17 protein-coding genes are annotated in these 14,484 nt (G+C 73.9%); 2 read left to right on the top strand and 15 right to left on the bottom strand.

The annotated features are described in order from the left end of the window. Positions 1–730: (Fe-S)-binding protein (locus tag JNW87_RS22510; RefSeq protein ID WP_238454357.1), on the top strand; the 730-nt coding region annotated here is incomplete at its 5' end. Positions 731–751: 21 nt separating this feature from the next. Here JNW87_RS22510 and JNW87_RS22515 read toward each other — a convergent pair. The 11 genes from JNW87_RS22515 to JNW87_RS22560 all read right to left on the bottom strand — a co-directional run bounded on the left by JNW87_RS22515 (position 752) and on the right by JNW87_RS22560 (position 9,612). Next, positions 752–1,786 (bottom strand): nitronate monooxygenase, encoded by a 1,035-nt coding sequence (locus JNW87_RS22515; protein WP_236648105.1) that lies wholly within the window; start codon positions 1,784–1,786, stop codon positions 752–754. A 113-nt stretch (positions 1,787–1,899) separates the two neighbouring features. After that, entirely contained in the window at positions 1,900–2,994 is a 1,095-nt protein-coding gene (locus JNW87_RS22520) for a cyanophycinase (protein WP_238454358.1), read from the bottom strand. After that, complete coding sequence (locus JNW87_RS39705; RefSeq protein WP_255544204.1) at positions 2,985–3,116, bottom strand: hypothetical protein; 132 nt, start codon at positions 3,114–3,116, stop codon at positions 2,985–2,987. The genes JNW87_RS22520 and JNW87_RS39705 overlap by 10 nt, the downstream gene beginning before the upstream one ends. A gap of 126 nt (positions 3,117–3,242) precedes the next feature. Then, positions 3,243–3,401: a hypothetical protein gene (locus JNW87_RS22525; protein ID WP_161557895.1), complete on the bottom strand. Its 159-nt coding sequence runs from the start codon at positions 3,399–3,401 to the stop codon at positions 3,243–3,245. A 185-nt stretch (positions 3,402–3,586) separates the two neighbouring features. Continuing rightward, on the bottom strand, positions 3,587–5,590 hold the full coding sequence (locus JNW87_RS22530) for an N-acetylmuramoyl-L-alanine amidase (protein WP_109803012.1): 2,004 nt from the start codon (positions 5,588–5,590) through the stop codon (positions 3,587–3,589). Positions 5,591–5,753: 163 nt separating this feature from the next. Then, positions 5,754–6,995 (bottom strand): styrene monooxygenase/indole monooxygenase family protein, encoded by a 1,242-nt coding sequence (locus JNW87_RS22535; protein ID WP_109803011.1) that lies wholly within the window; start codon positions 6,993–6,995, stop codon positions 5,754–5,756. Positions 6,996–7,014: 19 nt separating this feature from the next. Beyond that, the gene (locus JNW87_RS22540) at positions 7,015–7,620 is read right to left on the bottom strand and encodes an ATP/GTP-binding protein (protein WP_201749745.1); all 606 of its coding nucleotides are present in this window, start codon (positions 7,618–7,620) and stop codon (positions 7,015–7,017) included. Further along, a complete protein-coding gene (locus JNW87_RS22545) occupies positions 7,598–7,939 on the bottom strand; it encodes a DUF742 domain-containing protein (RefSeq protein WP_109803010.1) in 342 nt (113 codons plus the stop codon). The genes JNW87_RS22540 and JNW87_RS22545 overlap by 23 nt, the downstream gene beginning before the upstream one ends. 20 nt (positions 7,940–7,959) lie before the next feature. Continuing rightward, on the bottom strand, positions 7,960–8,415 hold the full coding sequence (locus tag JNW87_RS22550) for a roadblock/LC7 domain-containing protein (RefSeq protein WP_109803009.1): 456 nt from the start codon (positions 8,413–8,415) through the stop codon (positions 7,960–7,962). Then, positions 8,412–8,672, bottom strand: coding sequence for a hypothetical protein (locus tag JNW87_RS22555; protein ID WP_238454359.1), 261 nt, complete (start codon positions 8,670–8,672; stop codon positions 8,412–8,414). The genes JNW87_RS22550 and JNW87_RS22555 overlap by 4 nt, the downstream gene beginning before the upstream one ends. Next, positions 8,656–9,612 (bottom strand): sensor histidine kinase KdpD, encoded by a 957-nt coding sequence (locus JNW87_RS22560; RefSeq protein WP_238454360.1) that lies wholly within the window; start codon positions 9,610–9,612, stop codon positions 8,656–8,658. Before JNW87_RS22560 ends, JNW87_RS22555 begins: the two co-directional genes overlap by 17 nt. A gap of 193 nt (positions 9,613–9,805) precedes the next feature. Here JNW87_RS22560 and JNW87_RS22565 point away from each other — a divergent pair, with 193 nt between their 5' ends. Further along, positions 9,806–9,943 carry a hypothetical protein gene (locus tag JNW87_RS22565; RefSeq protein ID WP_161557993.1) on the top strand — a complete coding sequence of 46 codons (138 nt, stop codon included), beginning with the start codon at positions 9,806–9,808 and terminating at the stop codon, positions 9,941–9,943. Positions 9,944–10,128: 185 nt separating this feature from the next. Here the strand turns inward: JNW87_RS22565 and JNW87_RS22570 are convergent, their stop codons facing one another. The 4 genes from JNW87_RS22570 to JNW87_RS22585 all read right to left on the bottom strand — a co-directional run. Further along, positions 10,129–11,361, bottom strand: a complete 1,233-nt coding sequence (locus JNW87_RS22570) for a glycoside hydrolase family 38 C-terminal domain-containing protein (RefSeq protein WP_238454361.1) — start codon at positions 11,359–11,361, stop codon at positions 10,129–10,131. A gap of 646 nt (positions 11,362–12,007) precedes the next feature. After that, entirely contained in the window at positions 12,008–12,853 is an 846-nt protein-coding gene (locus JNW87_RS22575) for a hypothetical protein (protein ID WP_238454362.1), read from the bottom strand. Next, positions 12,853–13,989 carry a Gfo/Idh/MocA family protein gene (locus JNW87_RS22580; protein WP_109805270.1) on the bottom strand — a complete coding sequence of 379 codons (1,137 nt, stop codon included), beginning with the start codon at positions 13,987–13,989 and terminating at the stop codon, positions 12,853–12,855. The genes JNW87_RS22575 and JNW87_RS22580 overlap by 1 nt, the downstream gene beginning before the upstream one ends. After that, the coding region (locus JNW87_RS22585) for a sugar phosphate isomerase/epimerase (protein ID WP_238454363.1) at positions 13,986–14,484 on the bottom strand (499 nt) is incomplete at its 5' end. The genes JNW87_RS22580 and JNW87_RS22585, both read right to left, overlap by 4 nt.

Below are 14,484 nucleotides of genomic sequence, written 5' to 3' on the forward strand. Positions count from 1 at the left end.
CGCGCTGCTCACCCTCCGCCGAGCGCGCCGGGGTCCGGCTGCTCGTCCCCGACGGCATCGCCGCCGTCTGCTGCGGCACGCCCTGGTCCTCCAAGGGCCGCCGCGCTGCTCACCCTCCGCCGAGCGCGCCGGGGTCCGGCTGCTCGTCCCCGACGGCATCGCCGCCGTCTGCTGCGGCACGCCCTGGTCCTCCAAGGGCCTCATCGCCGGCTACCAGGCCGTCCGCGACCGGGTGTCGCCCGCGCTGCGGGCGGCCAGCCACGACGGCACGCTGCCCGTGGTCAGCGACGCCGCGTCCTGCACGGAGGGCTTCGCGAAGCTGGTGGCCGACGGCGGCGACGCGGTGGGCGTGGTCGACGCCGTCGCGTACGCCGCAACCGCGCTGCTGCCCCGGTTGACCGTCCGGCGCCGGCTCGGCTCCCTCGCCCTGCACCCGACCTGCTCGTCGACCCGGCTGGGGCTCGACGAGGCGCTGCTCGCCGTGGCCCGGGCGGTCGCCGACGAGGTGGTGGTGCCCGACGGCTGGCAGTGCTGCGGCTTCGCCGGCGACCGGGGCCTGCTGCACCCCGAGCTGACCGCCGCCGCGACCCGCGCGGAGGCCCGTGCGGTGTCGGAGCGGGCCTTCGACGGGTACGCCTCGGTCAACCGCACCTGCGAGATCGGGATGGCCCGGGCCACCGGCCAGCCGTACCGTCACCTGCTCGAGCTGCTCGAGGAGGCGACCCGCTGATGGGCGCCGCCCGCCGGCGGCTCAGAGCGGCCGGGTCAGCTCCGCGAGGATCTCGGCCGCCGGTGCGGCCCGCGCGGCCCGCCAACCGGTGCCGGCCCAGAGGTGCACCCGATCGGCGTCACCGGCTTGGGCGGCGGCGCGCCGCAGCGGCCGGGTCAGGTAATGCAGCGCCGGGTAGCCCAGCGGCGCGTCCGCCTCGTACCGGTCGATGAAGTCGTTGCGCAGCCCGCGCGCCGGCCGTCCGGTGAACGCCCGGGTGACCACGGTCCGGTCCCGGCGCGGGTCGGTCAGCGCCGCCCGGTGAGTAGGGCTCGTGCCGCTCTCGTCGGCCCGGAGCAGGAGCGTGCCGACCAGGACGCCGATGGCCCCGGCGGCCAGCGCCGCCCGGACGTCCGCCGCCCCGGCCACGCCGCCGGCGGCGAGCACGGGCAGGCCGGTACGGGCGACGACCGGGCCGACCAGCTCGGCGAGGGGCCGGACGGGTGTTGGGGAGCCCGGGGTGAAGGTGCCGTAGTGGCCCCCGGCGTGTCCGCTCTGGGCGACCAGCCCGTCCGCGCCGAGTTCCGCCGCCGCCGCGGCCTCCGCCGGATCGGTCACCGTCACCAGCACCCGGCTCCCGGCGCGCCGTAGGTCCCAGAGCACCGTCGCGGGCGGCAGCCCGAAGGTGAAGCTGACCACCGGCACCGGATCGCGGACCAGCAGCGCGATCTTTTCCGCCCAGTGGTCGTCGTCCTCGGTCCGCGGGGCCGCCGCCAGGTCGAGGCCGTACGGTCGGCCCTCGTCGGCGATGCGGGCGGCGTAGCGGCGGAACGCGGCGTCGTCGACGGGCACCGGGGTCGGTACGAACACGTTGACGCCGAATGGGAGTCCGGTGGCCCGGGCCGTGGCGATCTCCGCCGCCACCGCCTCCGGCGGCTGGTAGCCGGCCGGCAGGAAGGCGAACCCGCCCGCGGATCCCACCGCCGCCACCAGTCGGGTGGTGGTGGGTCCGCCCGCCATCGGCGCGGCGACCACCGGCAGCTCCACGCCGAGAAGCGCTCTCCGATCAGTGTCCACCGACCCAGTCTGCCAGCCGGGCGCGGTCCGGGTGCCGGTGCCCCCGGACGGCGGATCTCCGGCGCCGACGGGACCGCCGGTCTATGCGCCCACGTCACCGCATGACCCCCGGCTCAACCCGCCTGGATGGACAGGGCCAGGTCGGTGAAGGACGTGGCGCCCGCACCGGCCACCCCGTACGCGGTGAAGGCGGCGTCCTTGGTCAGGCCCACCACGAAGCGCGGGGCGGTCTGCGCGGTGGTGCCCGTCGTCGAGGTGGACACGCCGGCACCGGCCAGGTCGAGCGCCGCGTCGCGCAGCGCGTACGAGCCGAAGACGTCGGCGGTCGGTGTCGCCGCGGCGCGGGCGGCCGGAACCACCGGGGTGCTGGCGACGCTCTTGCCGACCTGCCAGCGGTCGGGGTCGTAGGTGTCGCCGTCGGTGAGGTAACTCCAGCGCACGCGGCTGATCGACCAGTACCCGCCGGTCTGCCCGACCTGAGCCGCGCGCAGGTCGAGGATCGACACCCCGTTGGTGCCGACGATCCGGGCGGACTCGTCGGCGGTGCCGGCCCCGGTGACGATCAGGGCGGTGTCCTCACCGACCCCGTACACCCGGTCGTGGCCGGTGTCGGCGGCCAGCCGGATCGACCGGCCGGTCCGGCCACGTGCGTCGAAGTGGGTGTCCACCAGGCCGGAACCGACGAGGCCGAAGCCGCCGGCCGGCCAGTAACCGAGGATCTGGTCGTCGTCGTAGTAGCCCGCTCGGGAGCCGTCGCGGACGCCGTGGTAGCTCAGCCCGCCCGTGATCATGTCGGTGCCCGCGAGGATCTGCATGCCCGCGCTGGTGCCGGCGACGGGGGCGCCGGCGAGGAAGCGCTCGCGGATCGCGTGCAGCACGGCGCCGTCCGAGCCGTCGGAGTGGATCATCGACTGCACGTAGCGGAACTGGTCGCCGCCGGTGAAGAAGAACCCGGTCATGGAGGCCGCCAGGGCGGCGTACGACGGGTCGTCGCCGCTGCCGTCCTTCTTCGTGGTCACCGGGATCCAGGTGGCCTCGTCGGCGCCGTACCGCTCCAGGACCTTGACCACCGCGTTGGCGCTCGAGTGCGGCACCGCCGAGGACGCGCTGAGCACCCCGATGCGCGCCCCCGCGCCACCGGCTCGGCGGACGAACTCGCCGTAGACGGCGCTGTTGTCGTCGGCGAGCGCGCCGCCGATCAGCAGCACCGCCCCGGGACCGTGGTCTGCGCCACGGCCCCCGCCGTGGCGGGGGAGGAGGGCACGGTCGCCGCGGTGACGGCGACGACCAGCGCGGTGAGCAGCGACAGGAACTTCCTCGGACGGCCCATGGCGCCGACGCTAGACAGTCGGGCGAGCGGGCGTCAAGGAAGGTAAATGTGCCGATGCGATCCGGCGGGCGGACGACGCGGGCCGAGGCGGACATTTCTGCCCGCCTCGGCGTCACTACTGCTGCGTCACCGTTTCACCTGCTGCTTGGCTTGCTGCGGCGCCATGCCCTTGTCGACCTTGTTGAGCGCCTTGCGCAGCTCGCCCTCGGTCATCTTGGAGTTGCCCTCGATGCCCGCTTTGTGGGCCTGCTGACGCAGATCGTGAAGTTGCTCCCGACCACTCATTTGCCCACCTCCGTCGTACTCGATCCGAGCCCTGCGCTTACCCGCGACGGCGCCGGACCAACGTCCCGCGGCAAGGCGGTGGCCGGCAAGTCGAATGCGGCCCGGGCGGGCTCAGCCGGCCTGGACGGAGCCGGCAGGTGGGCCCCCTCTCACTGGGAGGAGGCCCACCGCCTGCGTAGGAGGGGTCAGCTGGGCGCCCCCACGGCCGAGGGCAGGATGTCCACGTCGTCCTTGTTGACGAACATGATCCGGTGGCCGAACTGGATCTGCACGTACCGCATCTTGCCGCGGATCACTGTCCAGTCACCTGGGAAGGTGCCGGCGAAGGTGTAGGCCTTGTAGAACTCGCTGGGCGCGACAAGGCCGACCGCGTACCGCTCCCCGGCGGACAGCGTGTACTGCAGCGGCCGGAGGGTCTGGTACGGCACGCCAGCCGGGTAGGCCGCCTCCTCCGGATAGGCCCGCCCGTACACCGGGATCGTGGCCCTGCCCGGCTTGGGCGTCACCACGAAGCCGGTCGCCCACTTCGCCACCGGCGCGGAGGTCGGGTTGTAGAACCACGCCTTTTGGCCGAGGTACCAGATGGCCGTCCAGGCACCCTGCCGGTCAGCGACGGCATAACTCTGGCCTGCGGACGCCCGAGCGCCGTGGTCCGAGACCTCCATCGTGGACGGTGAACCGTCCTCGTGCAGGCCGGCGTCCTTGACCAGCGGCGCGTCCTGGCTGGGCGCGCTGTGCAGGATCACCGATGACGAGCCGCGCAGCGGGCAGGGCTCGCTGGTCGGCATGTTGTTCTCGTCCAGCTGGCAGCCCCAGAATGCCGGGCGGTTGCTGGCGAACTCCGGGTCCATGGTGACCAGCCCGGTGGCCGGCGTGCCGGTGCTGCGGAACGGCGCCCCCAGCAGGTCGAAGTAGTGCGACCAGTCCCAGTACGGGCCCGGATCCCAGTGCATGCCCCGGACGGTCGACGGGATGGTGCCGGGCACGTTGTCGTGGCCGATGATGTGCTGCCGGTCCAGCGGAATGTCGAACTTCTTCGCGAGGTAGCCCACGAGCTTCGCCGACGTGCGGTACATCGTCTCGGTGTACCAGGTGCCCTTGCGTGCGAAGCCCTCGTGCTCGATGCCAATGGACTTGCTGTTGACGTACCAGTTGCCGGCCTGCCAGGCGACGTCCTTGGTCTTGACGTGCTGCGCGGTGTGGCCGTCGCTCGAGCGCATGGTGTAGTGCCAGCTCACGTACGCCGGATCCTGCACCAGTTCCAGCGTCCGGACGTAGGTCTCCTCGGTGTCGTGGATGACGATGTACTCGATCTTCTGCCGGGCCGGCCGGTCGGACAGGTCGTGGTTGCCGTAGTACTCCGGGTCCGTCCCGTCGCCGAGCAGTTGGTACGGCGCCGGGATCCACTCGCAGGCCAGCTCCGCCGGGCATTCCACGCCGTCGGCCCGGGCCACGGTGCGTAGGCCCAACTTGTCGAGCCAGGGCTTCTGCGGCGTCACCTTCCGGGCGGCGAGGGTGACGCGCTGCCCGTCATCGGTGGTCCGGGCCGCGCCGGTCCGGATCGTCGCGTACACCTCGTCGGCGAAGGTCGCTGCGGAGTCGGTGCTGTCGGAGCCGGAATACCGGGCCACCGCGCCGTACCAGGCGGCGGGGTCGGTGCCGGCGCCGACCGGGGCGCCGATCTCCTTCTGGTACGACGCCAGCAGTGCGGCGCCGCCGCGGATGTTGGTCGCCGGGTCGGACCTGAGCGCGTCCTCACCGCTGCCGGTGACCGTCGCGGCGGCATCCAGGGTCTGCAGCGCCGCCTCGGCCGGCGGGTTGGGCGCGGGTTCCGCGGCCTGGATCCGGGTTCGGGAGTCGTCGCCGCGCGGGTCCTCCTCGGGGCCGAAGTGGCTGGGCTCGCCCAGGCTGTTGACGTACGTCGCGTCGGTGAGGTGCATCGGGCCGTACCCCGCGCTGGTGCTGGGGGTGCCGGCGTTGGTGTCCCAGCGGGACTCGAGGTACGAGACCGCGAGCAGGACGGACTCGGGGACGCCGTACTCGGCGGCGGCCGCGGCGTATTGCTGTTGTCGTGTGTCGGGGGTCGGGTTCGCCGCGGGCGCGGGGCCGACCGGCACGAGCGTCGCGGCGCCGACCAGCGCGGTGCTGAGCAGGATCCGCCTGCCTATGGGGGCTTTTGATGGGGGCATGGAACCTCCGTTCGGGGGTGGCTCAGTGGTCACCCTCGCCCCGGCGGTCCGTCATGTCAACAGGTTCCGATCGGCCGTATCACGGCGTAAGAAACCTTCAGCAGTGGGCCGACATCCGGCCAGGTCGCTGACCGGATGTCGGCCCACCGGGGCCCGGCGGATCTCAGCCGGCGGTGGTCGAGGCCAGGTAGCGCTCGGCGGCGTCCGGCGTCATGAACCACTCCTGGAAGTCGTTCGGGTCGCTGAAGCCGTTGGCGAACCGCCGGGCGATCGCCGGGTTGCCCGCGGCGGCCCCCAGGATCTGCTGCACGTGCGGCGGCAGCGGCTGCAACATCGCGTTGGTCCAGCCGGTGACCGCCTGGCCGGCGCCGGACCAGAACCGCTCGAAGGTCTGCCCCATCCACTCCCGGTCGAACGGCCGATCCCCGCGCTCCAGGATGGACCCCAGGTAGGAGTGGGCGCACTTGGCGGCGGTGTTGCTGCCCTGACCGGTGATCGGGTCGTTGGCCACCACCACGTCGGCCATGCCCAGCACGACCCCGCCCGAGGGCAGTTCGGCCACCGGGCGGCGCACCGTCGGCGTGTACCGGCCGGAGAGGGTGGCCCGGCCGTCGGTCAACTCCACGTCGGCGCACCGCTCGTAGATCCACGGGGTGTACCGGCGGGTCAGGTCGAGGGTCAGCTTGAGGTGCTCGGCCGGGTCGCGCCGCTCGGCCCACAGGTCCAGCGGCCCGCCGGGCACCGCCTCCCAGAACAGGATCTCGCAGGGGCCGGAGTGGGTCAGCCCCGGGATGACGAACAACTCACCCAGCCCCGGCACGGCGTTGAAGCTCACGTGGGGCACCGGCCACAGCGGATCCGGGGTCATGCCATGCACGTACGCCACGGCCAGCCCCCGCTGCGGCGCGTCGTACACCGACCGCTGCGGGTCCCGGTCGAAGACGCCCACGAGGTCGCCCTTGCCGGCGGCGACGACGGTCAGGTCGTACCGGCCGAGCCGGGTCAGCCCGTCCAGGTCGGCGGTGGTCACCGTCTGGTAGAGCACGGTCCCGCCGCGCTGTTCGAACAGTTCCAGCCAGGCCGCCATCTTCACCCGCTGGTCGACGCTCTGCGCCGGCTCGTCCAGCGGGCACGGGATCCGCAGCGCCCGCTCGCCGGGCGGGGCGGACAGCGAGACGTGCAGCCCCTCGATCTGGGGTGCCCGGTCCTGCCACAGGTCCAGCCCGTACCGGCGTTCGGTTCCCAGCGCGTTGCCGAACATCGCCTGGGTGCTCATCACCCAGCCGCGGCGGATCTCGTCCGGCGTACGGGCGGACATGACGGTCACGTCGTAGCCCTCGGCGAGCAGGCTCAGGGCGAGCTGGAGCCCGGACTGTCCGGCCCCGACGACAAGGATCTTGCGCATTTGTCTCCTCCAGGTTGAGCTACCGTGCCGCGAGCGCGCCCGCGGTGGGCCGGGCGGTGCGGGACATGGTGTGTTCCACGACCACCAGCAGCGCCCGCGCCACCGACGACGGGTCGCGGGCGTCGCAGGCGATCAGGGGCACGCTGGCGGGGACCGAGAGCGCTTCGCGAACCTCCTCGAGCGGGTGGTGCAGCACCCCGTCGAACAGGTTCACGCAGACCACGAACGGCAGGTCGCTGTCCTGCTCGAAGTAGTTGATCGCCGGGAACGAGGCGGCCAGGTTCCGCGTGTCGGCGAGCACCAGCGCGCCGACCGCGCCCCGGCACAGGTCGTCCCACATCGGCCAGAACCGGGGCTGGCCCGGCGTGCCGAACAGGTACAGCACGAGGTCGGGGCCGATGGTCAGCCGGCCGAAGTCCATCGCCACGGTCGTGGTCTTCTTGTCGATCCCCGGGTCCATCCGGTCGACGGTTTCGCTGGCCGCGGTCATCCACGCCTCGGTGTTGATCGGCGCGATCTCCGAAATGGACCCGACGCAGGTGGTCTTGCCGACGCCGAAGCCGCCCGCGATGACGATCTTCGCCGAGGTCAGCGGCGGCGTGTCAGGCAAGCTTGCGGAGGCCATCGCGCAGTCTCTCCAGGAGGCGGAAGTCGACATTGTCGTGGTCGGTGTGGATCAGCAGCCGGTCGGTGGCGGCCAGGTCGTCGACGACCACCCGAGTGACACCCAGCGACATCCCGCAGACCGCGGAGAGTTCGGCCACCGAGCGCGCCGACCCGCGGGCCTGCTCGTACAGCGTCCGGGTCTCGGGCAGCAGACCCGAGGCGAAGACGGCGTCGTAGTACGGCACCGACACCAGGGTGTGGACGAGCAGTGGCCGTCGGGTGCGGGTGCGTCCGGCGGTCAGCACGTACGGCCGCACCTTCCAGTACGTCATCGGCATGATCTAGCTCCTTCGGCCCGTCAGCGGGGCTGACTGGCGGTCATCCGGTGCAGCTCGTGGCGGACCTGCGGGGTGAGGGCGTGCCACACCGCGCCGACGAACTGGGTCATCCGGTAGGAGACGACCCGCAGGTCGCAGCCGGGGGCCGCGGCTACCGCCAGGCCCGCCGACTCGCCGACCCGCATGAACAGCAGGTGCCCCCGCGGCAGCCGTACGGTGAGGTACTCGGACGAGCCGAGGTCCAGCAGGGCCGCGCTGCGGTCGGCCATGCTGAGCAGGCCGGCGGTCAGCGCGGAGAGCTGGTCGCCGAGGTCGCGGTGCACGCCGCGGGAGGCGGCGAGCTGGAGGCCGTCCAACGACACCAGCATCGCGTGGGTGACCCCGGGTACGTCCTCGGCGAACTGACGGATCAGCCAGGCGCAGTCCGGCAGTCCCTGGCCGGTGGTCGCCGTGGCGTTGCCGTGTGCGTGGGTCATCGCTGCTGTCCTTCGTCGCTGGTGGTCCGGGCGTCGCTGACCCCGGCGGCGAAGGCCGCCGTCTCGTCCGGCCACGCCTCGGGTGGGGATCCGGCGCCGGGGTCGGCCGGGGGTCGGGTGGTCGCCGCGGACTGGTCACGGACACTCGTCGGCACCCGCTGGGGCAGGCTGCCGGACGGCTGCTGCGCGGTGGCCGGCCCGGCGAGCGTGCTCAACGGCACGGTCGGCGAGTTGGTGCTGTCATGGGGCGCGGCCATCGGCGTACTCCAGGGGTGGGTCCCGCCCCCGGGGGACGGGGAGGGGATCCCGGCGGACGGGGACGGCCAGGCCGGGCGGGGCGGCTGCGCCGGCCGGCGCGCCCGCGGTGGGAATCTCGCAGAGCAGCGCGCCGGGGACGAGCACCGTGGCCGTGGCGCCGCCGGAGGGCCGGTTGGTGAGGGTGACCCGCAGCTGGTGGGCGACGGCCAGGTGGGCCACGACGGCGAGCCCGAGGTGGGCGGCGGGGTCGAGCGTGGCCGGGGTGACCAGCCGGCCGCTGAGCAGGGCGTTGAGCTGCGACAGACGGTCGGGCTGGAGGCCCACGCCGGCGTCCTCGATCCGCAGCAGGACGCTGCCGTCCTCGGTGATGAACGCCGACACGATCACCGGCGCGGTGGGCGGCGAGAACCGGGTGGCGTTGTCCAGCAGCTCGGTGAGCACCCGGATCACGTCGTCGGCGGCGAACTCGACCACGGCCAGGTCCACGACGTGCCCGACCCGGATGCGTGGGTAGTACTCGACGGCGGAGGTCGCGGCCCGGACGACGTCGACCAGGGTGACGGTCTGCGGGTTGGCGTCCTCGACCCGGCGGCCCAGCAGCACCTGCAGGTTCTCCGCGTGCCGCCGGATCCGGGTGTTCGCGTGGTCGATGCGGTAGAGCCGCTCCAGCCGGTCCGGGTCCTGCTCGTCGGCCTCCACGGCCTCCAGGTGGGAGCCCATCTGGTACGCCGAGGCCATGATCCGCATCGCGAACTGCTCGCAGATCGCCGGCCACGGATTCGGGGGTTCCTCGGCGGGTGGCGGCGGTGGCGGGGGTGTCTCCTGTGGTGCGACGGCCCACTGGGCGACGGTCGGATCCAACCAGCGCGCCGCCCGCTGCCGCCATGTCGCCCTGCGTCGACCCGCCGACGACACTGGGGTGATATCGGTGCGTCTCACGAAATTACCGGCCTGTCCGTGATCATCGGCTCTGGCATGGTGCAGCAGTCAACCACCGTTGTGTGCCGATAGCAACGGGCAAGGTCAACTTAGGGAGGTTTTCACACCCAGCTCGCCGTGCTGCCACGAATGCTTCATCGGGTCGGCTCGGCGAAACGCAACAGCCGGACGGAGAAACTTTCTGATCCTCCGGGTGGGAGCCGGCCCGCCGGTACGCGTGGACTTCATCGGGGACAGCATCGCTGACGGTGGACGCGAGCGGTTTGGCCACGCGCTGATCGCCCAGGCCCGGCTGCGGGCGGTCACCCCGGCGACCGGACGGCCGGGCTGATCCCGCCGGCCCGGGTACCGGCCGTGACCCCGGCGACCTGAGGGTCGGGCGGTCGCCGTGGCCGCCCGACCAGGAGAAGCCTCAGCCGGCCAGGTCGAGCTGGATCGTCGCTATCTCCCACGCCCGCACCGGCAGCCGGACCCGCCCGTCGCCGTCGACCGGCAGCGGCTCGCCCGCTCGGCCGATCAGGTCGGCCCGCCAGGCGCCGCGTACGCCGCGGCCGGCCCCGATGACGGCGCTGGTGTCCCGCGCGGCGACCACCCGCAGCTCGACCCGGCGTCCCGATCCCGGACACTGGTCAGCGCGACGCCGTCCCCGTCCACCGTCAGCCCGGTGACCGGCGCCGGCAGCCCGGCGGAGGGCTCGCCGCTGCCCGGGAAGACCAGCAGCTCGTGCCGGTACGCCTCGGCCGCCCCGAGAACCCCGGCGGCGTCCCAGTCGCCCCGGAAGGGCAGCACCGCCAGCTCCACGCTGCGTTCACCCCGGCACTGGGCCAGCGGCGTGGGCAGCTGCGGGCCGGCGGGTTCGTCCCGCAGGGCGTGCCGGTTGCGGGACAGCATCCCGATCGCGCGCAGCACGGTGATCGCCAGTTCCCGGCCGGCGTCGGTCAGCTCGTACTCGGTCGGCTGGGTCAGCAGGACGGCGAACGACCCCTCGGCGCCCCCGGCGGCGACGAACCCGGAGGCGGGGAACGTCGGCAGCGGCACCTCACCGCCGCCGCCCTCGGCGGTCAACCCGCGCTCGACAACGGCGAACTGACCCTCCGCGTACGACGAACGGGCCGGCGCCGGCAGCGGCAGGTGCAGCCGGACCCGGTGGTCGTCGCAGCGGTTGTCGAAGCTCAGCCGCAGCCGGACGAACGGCTCCCCGGCCCGCACCTCCACCCGGGTGGTCACGGTGACCGGCTCCCGGTCGACCCGGCGCGAGCCCGCGTCCACGTCGGCGCCGACCGGCCAGCGGTACTCGCGGACCACGTCGAGGACGGCGACCACCGGGCCGTCGTGCACCACCACGGTCCGCACCGCGCGCGGCTTGTCGACCAGCTCGTCCGCGGCCGGCGGGGCGTAGTTGTAGCTGTCGCCCACGTCGCCGCCGTCGACGATCCGCGCCACCCCGTCCACGCTCAGCCCGTCCGGCGTGGACAGCCGCAGCGTGCCGTCCTCGGCCACCTCGACGCGGAGCAGGCCGTTGTCGACGGCTCGGTCGACCACCGTCACGGGCGCCGGACCCGCCGACGGCGGCCCTGCCCCGTCCGGCCTCGGCGCGGCGCCTCTCGCCGACGCCTCGGCCTGCTCCGGCGCGCCACCGTTCGCCCGCGTGGCCGGGCCGAGGGCCACCGGGCGTACCGCGGCGAGACCGAGCGCCGGCACCTCGACCAGCGCGGCGACGGTCAGCCGCGGGGCGGCCTCGATCCGCACCCGCCACCGGTCCGGGCCGCTCGCGGCGGCGAGCGCCAGCCGGACGTCCTCGACGTCGGATGGCCTGGGTCGCCGTGCCGGGCCACCGCGAAGGTGAGGGTGGCGTCGTCGGGCGACACCGACCAGGCCGTGATCTCCTGTCCGTACAGCTCCCGCCCGTGCACCCGGGTGAGCACCGCCGGCAGCTCGGCCGCCGGCACCAGGTCGTCGGCGAGCAGCGTCCGGGCCCGGTCGAGGATCTGGGCGGGCGCGACCGCGCCGTCCGCGCCGAGCAGGCCGACGGATCCGTCGGCCGGCGCCTGGACGTCCAGGCGGACCAGTGCGGTCCGGGCCGCCGGGGTGGGGTTGAACAGCAGGTGCCCGTCGCGCGGCGCCGTGCCGGCCAGTCGCGCCCCCACCAGGTCGCATACCGCCCGGCCGAGCTGGTCCGCCTCGGCGAGCCGGGCGGCCACCTGCTCGGCGGTCTCGTCGCAGCCGCACCCGGTCACCGAGTCGTGGCAGCTCGCGTCGATCAGCCGGGTCCAGGCCATGTCGAGGAAGCGCTGCACGGACGGGTCGTGGTAGAGCGCGGCGAGGGGTTCGGCGTACCGCTCGACCCGCCGCTCGGCGCGGCCCATCGCCTGCTTCAGGTGGGCGCGTACGGAGATCACGCCGGGCAGGATGTTGGCCCGGGCGTGTGAGCGCAGTTCGCCCGCCACGACGGGCAGGCCGTCCACCGTGGTCGGTTGGGTGGCGAAGTACTCGGCGAGGGTGCCGAGCCGCAGGCGTACCCCGTCGACGTCGGCGGCGGCCAGCAGGTCGGGGGCGTCCGGCGCGGGCGCGGCGTGGTCGGTGCCGTACATCGCCAGGATCGGGGTGTCGTCGCCGGCGGGCCGCCAGCCGCGCAGCCGGTCGGCCAGGTCGACGCCCGGCGGGTGACCAGGCGCGGGTCGTCCATCAGGCCGGCGGCGTTGCCGTAGCCGCCGGGCAGGTACTCGGCGCGGATCGTGGTGCCGTCCGGGGCCTGCCAGGCGAACGCGTGCGACCAGACCCGGTCCGGTACGCCCCGGAACACGCAGGCGTGGGCCAGCCCGGCCCCGGCCAGGAGCTGCGGCATCTGCGCGATGTGGCCGAACATGTCGGGCAGGTAGCCGACCGGCATCGCCCCGCCCAGCGCCGCGCTGCGGGCCAGCCCGCGCTCCAGGTTGCGGACGATGTTCTCCCCGGAGCACAGGAACTCGTCGAGCAGGATCTGCCACGGCCCGACGGCCAGCCGCCCGGCCCGCACCAGCGCGATCACCTGGTCCCGGCGCTCGGGCCGGACCTCCAGGTAGTCGTCGACCGCGGCGAGCTGCCCGTCCAGGGTGAACCGCTGGCGCTCGTCGTGCGCCATCCGGTCGAACACCTCGTCGAGCAGGGCCACCAGTCGCAGCCGGAACCGCTGGAACGGCTCGTACCACTCGCGGTCCCAGTGGGTGTGCGGCACCACGATGATCTCGGTCGGTCGGTCCATCAGCTCGCCGCCTCTCCGCCGATCGCCGCCCCGGTCAGCTCACCGTAGCGGCGTACCACCTGCTGGCTGGTCCGTACGTCGGCCGCGCCCTCGACGATGCCGGTCAGTGGGCGCGCGCCCGCGGTCACCATCGCGTGGAAGGCGACCAGTTCCTGCTCGAACGCCTCGGTCACCGACCGGAACACCGCCCGCCGCTCGCCGCCGCCGTGCCGGTCCACCGCGGTCAGCATGGTCGGCGCGTTGAGCAGGTACGGCGACGGGAAGACCAGCTCCAGCGCGCCCCGGGCGTGGTGCAGCGTCACCGTCTCCCGGTAGGCGGGGCAGTCCGGCAGGTTGAGCCAGCGGATGCCGTACCGGCCGCCGGCGGGCAGCCGGCCGGAGAGCTCCACCGACGGCTCCGCCGGCCCGTCGGGCGCCAGCGGCCAGGTCGCGACGTGGTCCACCGTGGCCGGCGCCCCGGTGAACAGCCGCAGCAGCGACAGGTCGTGCGAGACGCTGTTGATCAGGATCTGGTAGAGGGCGCGCGCTCCGGCGTCCCCGCCGACCGCCGCGTCGAGCAGCCGCTCGTCGGCGTTCCGCAGCCGGGCCAGTTCTGCGGCCGGCACGTCCCGTGGCGCGGGCGGCAGGTTGGCGAACGTCAGCTGCTGCTCCCCGGCGGCGTGCAGGACGGTCACCTCGACCGCGTGCACCGCCGCCGGGCCGCCGATCTCGTCGAGCAGCCGGGCGGCCTCGGCAACCGCCGGGTCGTACTGCTTCATGTAGCCGACCATCAGCGCCGCGCCGGCGTCGGCCAGCCGGTCGGCCTCGGCGAGCGTGTAGGCGAGTGGCTTCTCGCAGAGCACCGGCAGCCCCCGGCGCAGCGCCGCGCCGGCCAGCTCGCCGTGCGATCCGGACGTGGCGAGCAGCACCGCGTCGCAGCCGCCGCCGGCCAGCATCGCCTCCGCGTCCGGGTACCGCCGGGCCGGTTCGACGCCGTACCGGTCGCCGAGTTCGGCCAGCCGCGACGGGGACAGGTCGCTGAGCGCGACGACGTCGAACAGGTCGGCCCGTCGTTGCAGCAGGGGCAGGTGCACGGTACGGGCGATGACGCCCAGTCCGGCCACCGCGATCCTGATCCGCTTGCCCGCCTCGGTCATGGCAGCGCCTCCTCCAACCACCGCCGGTTGCCGCGCTGGTCGGCGCGGATCCGGTCCAGGTCCTGTCCCTGCGCCGGCGCGTCCTGCTCGATCACCAGCCAGCCGGTGTAGCCGATCTCGTCGAGACCGCGCAGCACCCCGGCGAAGTCGACGTCGCCGGTGCCCAAGGCGCAGAAGCCGCCCGCGGCGACCACCTCGGTGAGCCCGCCGCCGGCCTCGCGGACCCGGCGGTGCGCGGCCAGGTCGGCGTCCTTGAGGTGGACCTGACCGATCCGGCCGGCCCACTTGCGCAGCGCGGTGGCCGGGTCCCCGCCGGCCAGCGTCAGGTGCCCGGTGTCCAGGCAGACCGCCACGTCGGTGAGTTCCAGCAGCCGGTCGGCCTCCGCCTCGGTCTCCACGTCGGTGCCCAGGTGGTAGTGGAACACCGGTTCGAGGCCCCGGCCCCGGCACCGGTCGACGGCCCGCTGCACCCGGTCGGCGAAGCCCGGCCAGGCG

It is taken from the genome of Micromonospora sp. ATA51, from assembly GCF_016802855.1.
Classification (GTDB): Bacteria; Actinomycetota; Actinomycetes; order Mycobacteriales; family Micromonosporaceae; genus Micromonospora; species Micromonospora sicca.

Excerpts from the sequence above, each read along its gene's own strand:
- JNW87_RS39705 (WP_255544204.1), bottom strand. The coding sequence starts at position 3,116 with ATGGGCCGTCCGAGGAAGTTCCTGTCGCTGCTCACCGCGCTGGTCGTC.
- JNW87_RS22525 (WP_161557895.1), bottom strand. The coding sequence starts at position 3,401 with ATGAGTGGTCGGGAGCAACTTCACGATCTGCGTCAGCAGGCCCACAAA.
- JNW87_RS22530 (WP_109803012.1), bottom strand. The coding sequence starts at position 5,590 with ATGCCCCCATCAAAAGCCCCCATAGGCAGGCGGATCCTGCTCAGCACC.
- JNW87_RS22535 (WP_109803011.1), bottom strand. The coding sequence starts at position 6,995 with ATGCGCAAGATCCTTGTCGTCGGGGCCGGACAGTCCGGGCTCCAGCTC.
- JNW87_RS22540 (WP_201749745.1), bottom strand. The coding sequence starts at position 7,620 with ATGGCCTCCGCAAGCTTGCCTGACACGCCGCCGCTGACCTCGGCGAAG.
- JNW87_RS22545 (WP_109803010.1), bottom strand. The coding sequence starts at position 7,939 with ATGCCGATGACGTACTGGAAGGTGCGGCCGTACGTGCTGACCGCCGGA.
- JNW87_RS22550 (WP_109803009.1), bottom strand. The coding sequence starts at position 8,415 with ATGACCCACGCACACGGCAACGCCACGGCGACCACCGGCCAGGGACTG.
- JNW87_RS22555 (WP_238454359.1), bottom strand. The coding sequence starts at position 8,672 with ATGGCCGCGCCCCATGACAGCACCAACTCGCCGACCGTGCCGTTGAGC.
- JNW87_RS22575 (WP_238454362.1), bottom strand. The coding sequence starts at position 12,853 with ATGGACCGACCGACCGAGATCATCGTGGTGCCGCACACCCACTGGGAC.
- JNW87_RS22580 (WP_109805270.1), bottom strand. The coding sequence starts at position 13,989 with ATGACCGAGGCGGGCAAGCGGATCAGGATCGCGGTGGCCGGACTGGGC.